Below are 13,766 nucleotides of genomic sequence, written 5' to 3'. Positions count from 1 at the left end.
GGCTCACGATGGATTTCGGCGCGCCGCGCTCCGGATTCATCCGCTGAACGCCAACCGCCAATTCAAGGCGCGAGGCCCAACTCCATTTGATGCAAGGCCGTCTCGATCGCCTGACTTTGCTCGCCATTGAGGGCGTCGGCGGCAACGCTCGTCTCTCGACGATAGATCATCTCGCCATAAACGTTCGCCAACGCGCGTGCCGACGGGCAGAGCGACAGGTTGCTGTCGGCGGCCTGATGGCTTGTCCAGTAATTGATCGCCTGTTCGATGTCGGCGATGGAGTAGTTGGCTTTCATGGGATATCGTGTCTCGCCGTGGAGTGAATACTGTAATTATATACAGTATTCAGGGAGTCTGAGAATGCCTGCGTATTTGCATGGCGCATGAAGCGCCTCGACGTTGATTCTCCGGTGCACGTTTCGGAACTGCAACACTTGATGCAGGAGAAGTCGCTCCAGCTTGTGCCACATCACGAATAACACCATATAAATCAGCAAGTTATTGGATCCGGCACGATATTGGCTTCTGGTTGCGGGAAACGTTGCACGATGCGCCATGCGCTTCGATGCAATGCCCCTCTCAACGATTGCCCCGACGGAGCCCATCATGCCGCCGAGACACGTCACACCGCCTCGCCACGACCTTCGACGCACCCGGTCGACGGCCGTTGACCCAACCGCCGTTGCCGAATGGCGGCGCGTCGACCTGATGGGCGTCCTCGCCATCCTCATACTCGGTCTTCTGGCACTGAGCGCATCGCCACTTGCCCGAGCGCAGTCGATGCCGCCTGCCTCCGCCACACCCGTCGACGCATTTCATCAACCGTGTGTGGCCGTTCGGGCGATGCCGAACGCGCCGATCCCGGACAAGCGCCCCGCCACCACAACCGCCATGTCCGCCATGCCCGCCACGTTCACGGGCCAACCGGTGCAAAAGTGGCACGTCGACCTCGACAACCGGTGTGCCACGCCGCCCGCCTTCGCGCCGACGCGCGACGTCGACTCGACATCCATCTGGTATGTCGATGCACCGGAGCGAAACCCCGGCATGTCGCAGCGACACCCGGGCGCGCTCACCTTGCATGGCGTGACGTCCTGAGCGATTGACCATCACGTTTGCTATGCTGCGGCTTTCGCGTGTCGTCCCCATCGATTTCCGACACGCCTACCGCCTCTCATGAATCGCAATGTCCGCCAATACCCCTGAGCCTCGAGACACCGCCAACAAAGCCCGTCAAACCAAACCGGCCGCCGTCGACGTCACACCGCCGCCGCCGGGCGCCACGCCGCTCGCGTGGATCGGGCTGCTCGCTGCGGCCGCCTGGGTCCTCAAGAGTCCGAACCCCACCTGGGGTGTCGGGGTACTGTGCCTTTGTGCGGGATTGATCTCGTCGTTCGGTGCACGCCGCCGCGCACGCGCCCCGTGGCCCGCCTTCTTCACGGGACTGTTGCCTGTCGGTGTTGCGCTGTTCTTCGCCCTGCTGATGCTGCGTCCCCTGTTTCGGTGACACGTCACACAGGGGTCACGCCGCTGACATCGCGGCGAATCCCTGTCGTCCCCTTAAAGTTACCCACAGCTTCTGTGGATAACCCACTGGATAACCTCACACCACCCTCGCAGAACGCCCGCCGTTACACGCTGTCAAGAGGATTGCCCGTTTCAGCGTCAGCATTGGACAAATTTATTGGGCTTGACGTTTGCCCCCGCTTCTGGCTCGTTTCCGGGTCACGTCGACCCTGCTTCCAGACAGCCTTGTCACAGCTTTGACACGCCGCGAATCGGCGCGAAACAGCACGAGATGCTGCCAACCGCTCCCTGCCGGTTCACGGCTCAGGTGCCCGGCATCGCGTGCACGGGAGGGTTCGCAGCACAAGGGAAACGGCCTATGATGGAGACATGCGACACCTCGCGAGGAGAACGTCTCGTATGACCCAATCCGACAAGCCGTCCGTCAACGCCACGCCAGCAGACGCCCGAACCGATACGCACGACACATCGGTAACGGAAGCCGAACGCGTCCATCTGGACGAATTGCTCGCGCGACACTCGGTCACCGAAACCGTCGACCGGGCCTCCGTCATCGATCTGATCAAGCGGCTGCGCGAACCCGATGTGCAGACCTCGGAAGATCGCGATCGTGTCGTGAAGGAAAGCCGGTTGTGGAAGGAAGTCTCGCACCGCGATACCGCCATGTCCCTGCTGAACTCGCTGGCCCAGATGGCCCCGATCTTCCTCAACCAGATTCACTGGTGACGGTTGCCGCGCCGGTGTCTGCCGGCGCATCCCCTGCCGTTGCGTCGCGGCGCGCCACTGGCATTTCCCCTTCGATCCATTGATCTGGATTAACTTTGCGCACCGGCGCCGGTTCGCAAACAGGACGATGTCGCGCGCGTGCCTTACAATGCGGGTCGCCCAAGTTTTCCCTGATGAATCGACATCATGACCACCACGCTGGACACCCCCACTGAATTCAAGAGCTGGATTTGCCTGATTTGCGGCTGGATCTATAACGAAGCCGAAGGCGCGCCGGACGACGGCCTCGCCCCCGGCACGCGCTGGGCCGACGTGCCCGCCGACTGGCGCTGCCCGGAGTGCGACGTGTCGAAGGAAGATTTCGCGCTGTCGGAGTTCTGACACGAGACGGCGTTGCCCGGCCCGGGCGCGTCGGCTATGCCCTCCCCCCCGGGTAATGCTGCGATATCGGTCAAGCATCTGCGCTCAAGTGTCTGCGACGCCGAAGGTTCGGCTCGCAGATGCGGCATCAGTGATGCCAGCCCCACCCACGGCCACGGCCCCATCCGCGGTGATAGCCGCCTCCGTAGTACCCCCCGCCCGACACGCCGAACGTGACGACCGGCGCCGGCGCCACGGCATAGCCCGGCGCGTAGTCGTATCCGCTGTAATATCCGCCGCCGTATGCGGGCGCCCCGTAAGGCACCGCCACACAACCGCCCAACAATAAGGCGACGGCAGCGCCGCCGGCCAGCATGAGTGTGCGTTTCACGATGATGTCTCCTGCACGAACTATTCGGATCCTGCGTGACGAAGCATTCGCCACGCCTGCTTGATCCGTTAGACATGCGGGTTCCCGTGAAATGCGGGGAAAGGACTCGCTCTTTGGTTACCAAACGTGACATTGGTAACCGCAGCGAAACTGGATTGGCGGCCTCAGAACACCCAGCAGCGGTCGCGCCCGGCGCGCTTGGCGCGATACAGCGCCATGTCGGCACGCTCGACCATGTTCATCGGTGAATCTGTCTCCTGCCATTCAGTGATGCCGAAACTGGCCGAGAAGCGCAGCGGCGGTTCGCTGCCTTCCAGCGATTCACGTTTGCAGCGCTCACGAATCCGGTCAGCCACACGCAGGGCATCGCGCTCGCTCGCGCCCGGCAGCAAAATCGCAAACTCCTCGCCACCGATGCGTCCGATCAGATCGTCACCGCGCAGTGTCGACGAGCAGACAAGCACAAACCGGCACAGCACCTGATCGCCGATGGCGTGCCCGTAGGTGTCGTTGATCGTCTTGAAATGATCCAGATCGGCCACGATGAGGCTCATCGGTTCGTTCTTGCGTTGCGCGGCCTCCAGCAACTGCTCGAAACGATGGAAGAAGTAGCGGCGCGTGAGGCTACCCGTCAGTTCGTCGTAGCTGGCTTCGAACGCCAACTGGTTGTTCGCCGCGCGGAGCTCTTCGTTCGACTGACGCGTCTCGCGATGCTGCACACGCTCGCGCCAGTAAGTCCAGCCGGCCAGCGCCACGATGACGACACCGCCCAGATACAGTAACAAGCACAGCGCCAGGTCCTTGGCGTGCTGGCGCGTCAATGCCTCCCAGGCTTCGACGTTCTCGACCGCATAGACCACCAGATCGTTACTCGAACTCGGACGCGACGAGATCACGAACGGCTTGTGCTGGTCGTTGAATTCGGACATCCGGTCCAGCAATTCCTGCGGCACCCAGGCATTGGAGCGCCCCGGCGCCCGCTTGAACTGCGAAATCGGCATGCGCGCGAAATCGTCACGCTGATACAACGCCAGACGCTCGACGTCAGACAGCGAACCAAGCTTGCCGTCGAGCATGAAGCGATTCTCGAAGCGCGGATCGTTGGCCATGATTACGACACCGTTGCCGTCGGTGATGAACGACTCCCCGCTGCCAACCCAATGGCGCAGACGCGTGAGTCCAATCTTGGTCATGACCACGCCGATCAGCGAGCCGTCGCGATAAATGGGGGCGCTGAAGTAAAGACCAGGCGCCTGCTGCTCCCAGCCGGAGGCATAGCCCTCGAAGCGATCGCCGAGCAAGGCATGTGTGACATACGGAACACCGGCCACGGATTGCCCGACGGGAGACGGCGCATCACGATAGTTGCTTGCCGCCACACAGACGCCATTGGGGTCGAGCACCCACACGCGGTCTACACCGAAGTAGCCCTGTGCCCCGCGCAGAAATTCGTTGGCGCGCGCCACGATGTCCGCGCTTGCAGGGCGGGCGCCCGCTGCGGGCAGAACGTCACGCAGCAAATCCACCTCGGCCAGTGTCGACGGGATGGCTCTGACCATCGACAAATCCGTGTTGATGGCGTGCACCATGCCGTCGGCAACGCGATCAGCGACCGTTTGCCCCGCATCGACACTCTGCGAAAGCTTGTCACCGACCAGAGACGTCGCCGTGCGGTCAGCGGCAACCCAGCAGGCGACCAGCACGCCGACCGAGACACAGGCGGCATAAAGCCAATGCCTTATCCTCATCCGAAAATCAAACGCTCGTTCTAATATTTTTCACTTATTACGTTGGCAAAGTATTCGCTTCCATCTAGTCGCGTTTCTGTCACTTCCCCGGACAGCGCATCTGGTCACGACCGGCATTCGTTGTGCCTGCGAATTCCTGCCAATTCTGGTCTGCGCGTCAAACACTTTCCCTCGTTTCCGATCCCCGGCTTGTCGCGCCCCGCGCCTTCGGATCCCTGCTACCTGCCATTGTCCACCCCGACAATTGCAGGCTGTTGACAGCCCGTCACCCCTGCCCGATCTACTGCCGGTTGGGGCCGACGGCCATCCGTTCACGCCGTTTCAAACCATTGCGAGAACGAAGTGATTCTATAGTACTCCGACGATGATGCCGTATGAAAAACCGTCGAACATTCGAAATATTACCAATATCTATTTAACGTATTAACTAGCTCGGTTTTACGTTTATCATTTACTGCTTCTTTATCGGCAAATGCCAAATCGGGCAATTAGCGAATCCAGCTGCTCAATTTCCACCGGACGGGAAAATAAATAGCCTTGAGCGCTGAGTGGAACGAAGTGGCGCAGCCAATCGAGTTGCCGTTCGTTCTCTACCCCCTCGACGATCAAATCGATGCCGAGCGAGCGGGCAATATTGACGATATTCGAAATCATCAGGCATGAACGCGATGAATCGGGAATCGATTCGACGAACGAGCGATCGACTTTCAATGTGTCGACGGGAAAACGCGTCAGATAGGACAACGACGAGTAACCGGTGCCGAAATCATCGAGCGCGATGCGCAAACCGGCACGCTTGAACTGCTCGATCTTCATCTCCACAAGCGCCGGATTCTTCACCATCACCGATTCGGTGATTTCCAGTTCGAGCCGCTGCGGCTCAATGGCGTATTCCTTGACCAGACGCTCGACCAGTTCCCCGATGTCCCCCCGCCAGAACTGCACGGACGAGACATTGACGGCCAGGCGCAGCGAGCCCATCGGCGTATCGCGCCAGGCCACGAGTTGACGGCAGGCCTGAGTGAGCGCGAACTCGCCGATGGCCACGATCTGCCCGGTCGTCTCCGCCAGCGGGATGAACTCGCCTGCGCTGAGCACCCCACGCTCCGGGTGACGCCAGCGAATCAGCGCTTCCATGCCGCAGATGCAATCGCTGCCGAGCGAAATGATCGGCTGATACGCCAGGAAGAACTCCCCGTTGGCCAGCGCCTGCTCCATCTGACGCTCCCAGACGACCAATTGATGGGCCTGATACGTCATTTGCTGCGTATAGACGCGCACCACGCTCTTGCCGGCCTCCTTGGCCGAGTACATCGCGAGATCCGCCTTCTTGATGAGATCCGCCTCGGTCTCTTCCGGCTTGGTCCAGAACGTCACCCCGATGCTGGCATGCAACGCAAACGACGTGCCGTCCGCCACCATGGGCGCCTTGAGTGCCGCCAGCAGCGTTTCGCCCAGGGGCTCGGCTTGCTCGGGTGCTCCATCGCCTTCGAGCAGCACCATGAACTCGTCGCCGGCGAAACGCGCGAGCATCGCCCCGGCGGGCATACGGGGAATGAAACGCTCCGAGACCTGCCGGATGATCTCGTCGCCCTGCGAATGGCCAAGCGTGTCGTTCACGCTCTTGAAGTTGTCGAGATCGATGTGCAGCAGGGCGACCTTGCCCAGTTGATCGGGACTCGACAGCGACTGGCGCAACGACTCCATCAACGCATAGCGGTTCGGCAGACCGGTGAGCGCGTCGTAGGAAATGAGCCTTGTGAGTTGCTGATCCCGGCCGATCAGGCGTTGCATCAGGTAGGCGATGAGTGCGAAGAACACCACGAGCGCCACCGAAATGAACGTCGCCATCGTGAGATAGACACGCTCGACGTGACGGTACTCGGACAACTCCTCATCAAGCGACAACCCCACCTGTACCGCGAGCGGGTAATCGCGTAAATGGCGATAGGCGACAATGCGCTCGACACCATCGATCGGATCACGCTGCACGCCGGAACTGCGTTGCTCGGCGGTGAACGGCGGCAACTCGCCGGTCCCGGTAATGGCGACGCTCGCGCCGGTGCTACGCGCGAGCAATGCACCATCGTCCGCAATCACGGCGATCTGGCCGTACTGCCCGAGCACGGCATTCGTGTAGAAATCAGACGTGAAGTAACTCGGCTCCTGCGACACCACGACCACCCCCGCGAAGGTGCCGTCGGGATTGTTCAGGCGTCGGCTGAACTGGAGCACCCACTTGCGCGAGACGCGCCCGAAGACCGGGTGACTGATGAACAAACCGTCGCTCTCGTCGTCGAGATGCACCCGAAAGTGCTCGCGATCGGCAATGTTCACGCCCGCAGTGCCGGGCATCGTGGCGGTGACAATGTTGCCTTTGGCATCTGCCACGCTCACGAGCACCATGTAGCGCTCGGCCACGATGCCGTCGGAAAGCGTCTGCTTCAGATTGAAATCGCTGCGGCGACGTTCGTACTCATACTTCACGAAGCGCGTGATCTGATCGACCTGGCGGATGGCGCGCAGGGTCTGTTGCTCCAGCGCGGTGGAGACTGTCGATGCCGACGCCGCCGTGTCACGCAGAATGGCTTTGTGCTCGATGGAGATGCGCCAGAGCACCGCCGTCCAGAGAAGGACAAGAATCAGGAGACCGAAAATCAGGATCGCGACGATCGAGCGATAGGAAGTCGCCCAACGTCCGCGTCGCGCTCCCATCATGCTCGGTTCCGCCATAGGTCGAGATCCTTTCAGCCCTTCGCGCCCCCGCGCGATAAGGTCGGTATTGGCCCGTTCGTTAAGAGGATCCAGGCGACGCCACTGACGGGCGTCATGTTTCCGGCAAGTGTAAGGCAATCGCCCCGCCCCCGGAAGTCGTTCTGTATCGTCTCAATCGGGGGATGTATGGCGTTCATCGTGCCGGACGAGCGTCGCCCCGCCGTGAAGCGTGCCTTATCTCGGATTACGGAAGTTTCGGCCACCGCCGCATTAGGAGAATCCCGGATCCGGCGAGCACCAGGACGTGGCGCCGGATAGACCGGATAGACCGGATAGACCGGATAGACCGAATAGGCCGGATAGGCCAGATAAGCCGGACGGCCCCGGCTCAGGACTTCAGCAGGTCGATGACGGATTCGAGACGGCGGCGCAGGTCGCCTACGTCGAGCGCCCCTTCGTCCATTGCCGCTGTATCGGCAGTCGCCTGACCAGACGCCTGGGCGCCGGCGGCAGTGGATGCGCGGGCACCGCGGGGCGTGTCCGCCTCCAGACGATTGCGTGCGCCGTTGATGGTGAAGCCCTGCTCATAGAGCAGTTCCCGGATTCGCCGGATCAGCAGGACTTCGTGATGTTGGTAGTACCGTCGGTTGCCGCGTCGCTTGACCGGACGCAGTTGCGTGAACTCTTGCTCCCAATAGCGCAGCACATGCGGCTTGACACCACATAGCTCGCTCACCTCACCGATGGTGAAGTAACGCTTGGCGGGAATCGGCGGCAAGGCAACGTGATCCATCGCGGCGTTAGCGGAATGGGACGACGGTTAAATTGCGGACGAAAAACCAGCGGCCGCCACAAAATGCGGCGGCCGGGGAATTACTTGCTCAGTACACCAGACTCGACCATCGACTTGAGCTTCTGGCTGGCGTGGAAGGTGACGACACGACGCGCAGCAATCGGAATCTCCTCGCCCGTCTTCGGATTCCGGCCCGGCCGTTTTGGCTTGTCGCGTAGCTGGAAGTTACCGAAGCCCGACAGCTTGACGCTGTCACCGGACTCAAGCGCATCGCGAATCGATTCGAAGAAGGCTTCGACCATATCTTTCGCTTCGCGCTTGTTCAGACCGACGTGCTCGAACAGCAGCTCAGCCAGTTCGGCCTTCGTCAGCGTCGGCGCCTCGGTCGAGACCTCGTTCACTTCGCTGCGGCCCAGCGCGATCCGCTGCGCCGCAAGCATGGCTTCAAATTCACCAGGATTCATTTCGTTCATACGTCCCACGCGATGGCGATGACAGTGCGATAACCCACTCGCACCCGGATTTTTTACTGAGCTTTAGGCGCGCAAACGTGCGCCAAACCCTTCTACCCGTTGTACCAGTGCGTTAATGGCGCCCTGGACCGTCTCGTCCTGCAACGTACCCGAGGGGTCTTGCAGAGTAACACGAAACGCCAAGCTTTTGTCCTGCGCTCCCAGCGAGCCCGACGCCGCGCCGGCCTTGGGCCGGAACTCGTCGAACAAGCGCACCGATTGCACGACGTTGCACGCCGGATCGTCCTGACGTGCGGCGAGCATGGCATCGAGCAACACCTGCACCGGCTGCGATTGATCAACCACCAGGGCAATGTCACGGGTGACAGGCGGGAACTTCGAGATGTCCTCGTAGCTTGCCACGTCACGACCGAACAACGCCTCGGCTTCGATTTCGAACAGCACCGGCGCGTGCGGCAGATCGTACTTTTGCTGCCAGCGCGGGTGAAGCTCACCGATGAAGCCCACGCGCTTGCCGTCCACTTCGATCGCAGCACTGCGTCCCGGATGCAGCGCCGGATGCTCAGCCTTCACGAAACGTGCCGTGCGCGGCGCCAGCAACGCTTCGAGATCGCCTTTCACGTCGAAGAAATCGACCTGACGTGCTGCCGCACCCCACTGCTCGTCGAGCACCGGACCATAAGCCAGTGCGGCAACCGTCAGCGGCTGACGATAACCGCCAACGCTCAACTCGCCCGATGCCACCGTGTTGTCACGGTGATAGGTGCGACCGATTTCGAACACGCGAACGCGCGATGCCTTGCGATTCAGGTTGTAGCGCGCCGTCGCAATCAGGCTGCCGATGAGCGTCGAGCGCATCACGGCAAGGTGACTCGCGATCGGATTGAGCAACTTTATCGGATTGTCATTGCCCGCAAAGTCGGCTTCCCATTCCACGTCGACAAAGCTGAAACCAACCGTCTCGTGATAGTCACGCGCGGCGACGGCATGACGAACGGCATGCTGCGAACGGCGGCCTTCCTGGGTGGGACGCATTTCGCTCGCCGCCACCGGCGGATTGGCCGGAATGCGATCGAAACCGTAAATACGTGCAATCTCTTCGATCAGATCTTCTTCGATCTCGATGTCGAAGCGGTACGACGGCGGCGTCACTTCGAACACGCCATCCTGCAACGTGAACGGCAGGCCGAGACGCGTGAAGATCTCGCTCATCTCCTGCTCGGAGACCGGCACGCCCAGGATCTTGACGGCACGCGCCACGCGCATCTTGACCGGCTGACGCTCAGGCAGCTTCGCCACCTGGTCTTCCAGCGGACCCGCCTGACCACCGCAAATCTCGAGCACCAGTTGCGTTGCGCGCTCAAGCGCACGCACATTGCCCGCGAAGTCGACACCGCGCTCAAAGCGATGCGATGCATCGCTCGTGAAGTTGTACTTGCGTGCACGTCCCTGAATGGCCTGCGGGAAGAAGAACGCGCCTTCCAGGAAGATGTTCTGCGTCTCCAGACCGGCCTTCGTCGAATCACCGCCCATGATGCCGGCCAGGCCGATCGGGCCGCTGGCGTCGGTGATCGCGAGCGTGCTCTCATCGAGCGTCACGGTCTGTTCGTTGAGCAGCTTGAGCGTTTCACCCGCACGACCGAAGCGCACGTCGATCCCGCCTTGCAGACGGTTCAGATCGTAGACGTGCAACGGCTGGCCCAGTTCGAGCATCACGTAGTTGGTGATGTCGACCAGCGCCGAGATGCTGCGCTGGCCAGCGCGCTCGAGGCGTTCGACCATCCAGCGCGGCGACGGTGCGGCGGCATTGACATTACGGATGATGCGACCACCGAAGCGGCCACAGCCCTCCGGCGAGCTGATGCGCACGGGCAACGTGTCGGCGATGGTCGCCGCTTGCGTGCCCTGCCCCGGCAGATCCTTGAGCGGGGCACCGGTGATGGCAGCGACTTCACGCGCCACGCCGAGCAGCGACAGGCAATCCGCCTTGTTAGGGGTGAGCTTGACGACGAACACCGTGTCATCGAGATCGAGATACTCGCGGATGTTCATGCCGACCGGCGCATCTTCCGGCAGGATCATCAGGCCGGCGTGATCTTCCGAGAGCTTCAACTCGCGTGCCGAGCACAACATGCCGAAGCTTTGCACGCCGCGCAGCTTGCCGATCTTGATCTGGAACGGCGCACCGCCGGCTTCTGCCGGCGGCAATGCCGCGCCCACGGTCGCGCAAGGCACCTTGATGCCCGGCGCAACGTTCGGCGCTCCGCACACGATGGTGAGCGTCTCGCCGGTGCCAGCATCCACCTGGCAGACATTCAGACGGTCGGCATCCGGATGACGGGCGACTTCGAGCACCTTGGCCACGACCACGCCGTGAAACGGCGGGGCGACCGGATCGGTTTCTTCGACTTCCAGCCCGGACATCGTCAGGGCGTGCGCCAACGCGTCCGTCGACAAATCCGGGTCGACCAGGGTACGCAGCCACGATTCAGAGAATTGCATGGATCAGTTCGCTCGCAGTTAAGTCTTCACTTCCGGCAGCCCGGCGGCAGCGACGTTGCGCGCCAGCCAGGGGCGGCCGGTATCGATTACATGAATTGGCGCAGGAAGCGCAGGTCGTTCTCGTAGAACAGGCGCAAGTCCTGCACGCCGTAACGCAACATCGTGAGTCGCTCCAGACCCGAACCGAACGCGAAACCGATGTAGCGCTCGGGATCGAGCCCCATGTTGCGGATCACCGTCGGATGCACCTGCCCCGAACCCGAGATCTCGAGCCACTTGCCGGCGTTCTTGCCGGTCTCGAACTGCATGTCGATCTCGGCGGACGGCTCGGTGAACGGGAAGTACGACGGACGGAAACGCACCTGAATGTCGTCGCGCTCGAAGAACTTGCGCAGGAAGTCGGTGTACACACCCTTCAGGTCGGCAAAGCTGATGTCTTCGGCGATCCACAGCCCCTCGACCTGGTGGAACATCGGCGAGTGGGTGGCATCGGAGTCAACGCGATACGTACGGCCCGGCGCGATCACCTTGATCGGCGGCTTGTTCATGCGCGCGTAGCGCACCTGCATAGGGCTCGTGTGCGTGCGCAGCAGCAACGGCTTGCCGGCGTCGTCATTGCCTTCGACATAGAAGGTGTCCTGCATCGAACGTGCCGGGTGATTTTCCGGGCTGTTCAGCGCAGTGAAGTTAAACCAGTCGGATTCGATCTCGGGGCCGTCGGCCACGTCGAAACCAATGGAACGGAAAATCTGTTCAACGCGCTCCCAGGTGGTGAGCACGGGGTGCAGGCTGCCAGCGCCCAGGCCTCGGCCGGGCAGCGTGACGTCGATAGCCTCGGCGGACAGGCGCGCATCGAGCAGCGCGTCGGCCATGGCCTGACGGCGCGCCTGCAAGGCGCCTTCGATCTGTTGCTTGGCCGCATTGATCCGTGCGCCTTCGGTCTTGCGCGCTTCGGGATCGAGCTTGCCGAGGCCCTTGAGCAACTCGGTCAGCTGACCGGTCTTGCCAAGAAAGCGGGCTTTCTCGTTTTCCAGTGCGGCGGCGTCGGGAGCGGCGGCGAATGCACGCTGCGCTTCGCTGACGATAAGTTCCAGATCCATATGCTACAGACTCAGGTTAGGCGGTCGGAGTGGCCGCATGTTCAAGCAAAAAAGCGGGCGAAAAACAAAAGGGGGCTCCGATGAGAGCCCCCTCCTGGCGAATGGCGCGCGATAAAACGCGCTATACGCTAACTACAGCTTAGGCTGCGACGGCGGCTTTCACCTGGGCGACAATCGCGGCAAATGCCGGCTTGTCGTTGATGGCCATGTCGGACAGCACCTTGCGGTCGAGTTCGATCGAGGCCTTCTTCAGACCAGCGATGAACACGCTGTAGGTCATACCGTGCTGACGCACACCTGCATTGATACGCGCAATCCACAAAGCGCGGAACACACGCTTCTTGTTACGGCGATCGCGATAGGCGTATTGCCCAGCGCGCATGACCGCTTGCTTGGCGATGCGGAAGACGTTATTGCGGCGGCCGCGGAAACCCTTGGCTGCTGCGATGACTTTCTTATGGCGGGCCCGTGCGGTGACCCCACGTTTGACTCGAGGCATGTTTCTCTCCTATCTAAGTCGGGGTTTAAGCGAAGGGCAGCATTGCGCGTACGGAGTTCAGATCAGACTCATGAACGCCGACGGCACCGCGCAGGTGACGCTTATTCTTGGTGGTCTTCTTCGTCAAAATGTGACGCTTGAAGGCCTGACCACGCTTAACGGTACCGCCAGGACGCACGCGAAAGCGCTTCTTGGCACCGCTCTTGGTTTTCATCTTGGGCATGAAAAACTCCAGGGTTTTTAACATGATCACAGGTGTGACGCCAAAATCGCGCCCCTTTCAGGACCTGGGACCACTTATTTTCAGGGTCTGACTGCACCCTGCATCGCTGCTGCGGTCCTTGCGGACTACAGTGGCAATTCCTTACCGCCTGACGGCGCCACTCGGCACCGCCATGGCCTTATTTCTTCTTCGGCGCGATGACCATGATCATCTGACGGCCTTCCATCTTCGGCATCTGTTCCGGCTGGCCGAACTCTTCGAGATCGGACTTCAGACGTTCCAGCATACGAGCACCGATTTCCTGGTGAGCCATCTCACGACCGCGGAAACGCAGCGTGATCTTGGTCTTGTCGCCGTCTTCGAGGAAACGCTTCAGATTGCGCAGCTTGACGTTGTAGTCACCGTCGTCGGTGCCAGGACGGAATTTGACTTCCTTGATCTGGACAACCTTCTGCTTCAGCTTGTTCTCGTGCGCTTTCTTCTGTTCCGAATACTTGAATTTGCCGTAGTCCATCAGACGGCAAACCGGCGGATTCGCGGTCGGTGCAATTTCCACCAGATCGACATCAGCCTCTTCGGACAGACGGAAAGCTTCTGCCAGTTTCACAATGCCGAGCGGCTCGTTGTCGACGCCATTTAGACGCACTTCGGGCGCAGTGATTTCGCCGTTGATGCGATGCGACTTATCGGTAGCGATGTTGCTTATCCT

15 protein-coding genes are annotated in these 13,766 nt (G+C 61.2%); 4 read left to right on the top strand and 11 right to left on the bottom strand.

The features are described 5' to 3' along the window. Positions 1-62: 62 nt before the first annotated feature. Positions 63-296: a DUF3717 domain-containing protein gene (locus tag C5N93_RS18235; RefSeq protein WP_069343931.1), complete on the bottom strand. Its 234-nt coding sequence runs from the start codon at positions 294-296 to the stop codon at positions 63-65. Between the two features lie 310 nt (positions 297-606). On the opposite strand from C5N93_RS18235, the gene C5N93_RS18230 reads away from it, so the two are divergent. From C5N93_RS18230 to C5N93_RS18215, 4 genes are all read left to right on the top strand, one after another. Further along, a complete protein-coding gene (locus C5N93_RS18230) occupies positions 607-1,098 on the top strand; it encodes a hypothetical protein (protein ID WP_242560375.1) in 492 nt (163 codons plus the stop codon). 88 nt (positions 1,099-1,186) lie between these two features. Next, entirely contained in the window at positions 1,187-1,507 is a 321-nt protein-coding gene (locus C5N93_RS18225; RefSeq protein WP_242560374.1) for a hypothetical protein, read from the top strand. A gap of 419 nt (positions 1,508-1,926) precedes the next feature. Then, positions 1,927-2,253, top strand: coding sequence for a hypothetical protein (locus C5N93_RS18220; protein WP_242560373.1), 327 nt, complete (start codon positions 1,927-1,929; stop codon positions 2,251-2,253). A 186-nt stretch (positions 2,254-2,439) separates the two neighbouring features. Further along, positions 2,440-2,634, top strand: coding sequence for a rubredoxin (locus C5N93_RS18215; protein ID WP_039397716.1), 195 nt, complete (start codon positions 2,440-2,442; stop codon positions 2,632-2,634). 127 nt (positions 2,635-2,761) lie between these two features. Here C5N93_RS18215 and C5N93_RS18210 read toward each other — a convergent pair whose 3' ends face one another. The 10 genes from C5N93_RS18210 to infC all read right to left on the bottom strand — a co-directional run bounded on the left by C5N93_RS18210 (position 2,762) and on the right by infC (position 13,763). Continuing rightward, positions 2,762-3,004, bottom strand: coding sequence for a hypothetical protein (locus C5N93_RS18210; protein WP_242560372.1), 243 nt, complete (start codon positions 3,002-3,004; stop codon positions 2,762-2,764). A gap of 164 nt (positions 3,005-3,168) precedes the next feature. After that, positions 3,169-4,752 carry a sensor domain-containing diguanylate cyclase gene (locus C5N93_RS18205; protein ID WP_242560371.1) on the bottom strand — a complete coding sequence of 528 codons (1,584 nt, stop codon included), beginning with the start codon at positions 4,750-4,752 and terminating at the stop codon, positions 3,169-3,171. Between the two features lie 462 nt (positions 4,753-5,214). Beyond that, entirely contained in the window at positions 5,215-7,485 is a 2,271-nt protein-coding gene (locus C5N93_RS18200; RefSeq protein WP_242560370.1) for an EAL domain-containing protein, read from the bottom strand. A gap of 370 nt (positions 7,486-7,855) precedes the next feature. Continuing rightward, on the bottom strand, positions 7,856-8,260 hold the full coding sequence (locus C5N93_RS18195) for a MerR family transcriptional regulator (protein WP_242560369.1): 405 nt from the start codon (positions 8,258-8,260) through the stop codon (positions 7,856-7,858). Between the two features lie 80 nt (positions 8,261-8,340). Next, a complete protein-coding gene (locus tag C5N93_RS18190; protein ID WP_069343923.1) occupies positions 8,341-8,733 on the bottom strand; it encodes an integration host factor subunit alpha in 393 nt (130 codons plus the stop codon). Positions 8,734-8,796: 63 nt separating this feature from the next. Next, positions 8,797-11,235 carry a phenylalanine--tRNA ligase subunit beta gene (gene pheT / locus C5N93_RS18185; protein WP_242560368.1) on the bottom strand — a complete coding sequence of 813 codons (2,439 nt, stop codon included), beginning with the start codon at positions 11,233-11,235 and terminating at the stop codon, positions 8,797-8,799. Between the two features lie 86 nt (positions 11,236-11,321). Then, on the bottom strand, positions 11,322-12,335 hold the full coding sequence (gene pheS / locus C5N93_RS18180) for a phenylalanine--tRNA ligase subunit alpha (protein WP_069343921.1): 1,014 nt from the start codon (positions 12,333-12,335) through the stop codon (positions 11,322-11,324). Positions 12,336-12,474: 139 nt separating this feature from the next. Further along, positions 12,475-12,834, bottom strand: coding sequence for a 50S ribosomal protein L20 (gene rplT / locus C5N93_RS18175; protein WP_010806048.1), 360 nt, complete (start codon positions 12,832-12,834; stop codon positions 12,475-12,477). Positions 12,835-12,859: 25 nt separating this feature from the next. After that, on the bottom strand, positions 12,860-13,057 hold the full coding sequence (gene rpmI, locus C5N93_RS18170; protein ID WP_010806049.1) for a 50S ribosomal protein L35: 198 nt from the start codon (positions 13,055-13,057) through the stop codon (positions 12,860-12,862). Positions 13,058-13,235: 178 nt separating this feature from the next. Further along, positions 13,236-13,763, bottom strand: a complete 528-nt coding sequence (gene infC, locus C5N93_RS18165; protein ID WP_080759394.1) for a translation initiation factor IF-3 — start codon at positions 13,761-13,763, stop codon at positions 13,236-13,238. Positions 13,764-13,766: the final 3 nt, after the last annotated feature.

Origin of the sequence: Pandoraea sp. LA3, from assembly GCF_022696215.1 — a bacterium.
Classification (GTDB): Bacteria; Pseudomonadota; Gammaproteobacteria; order Burkholderiales; family Burkholderiaceae; genus Pandoraea; species Pandoraea capi.
This window is presented reverse-complemented; position numbering and strand designations above follow the sequence as displayed.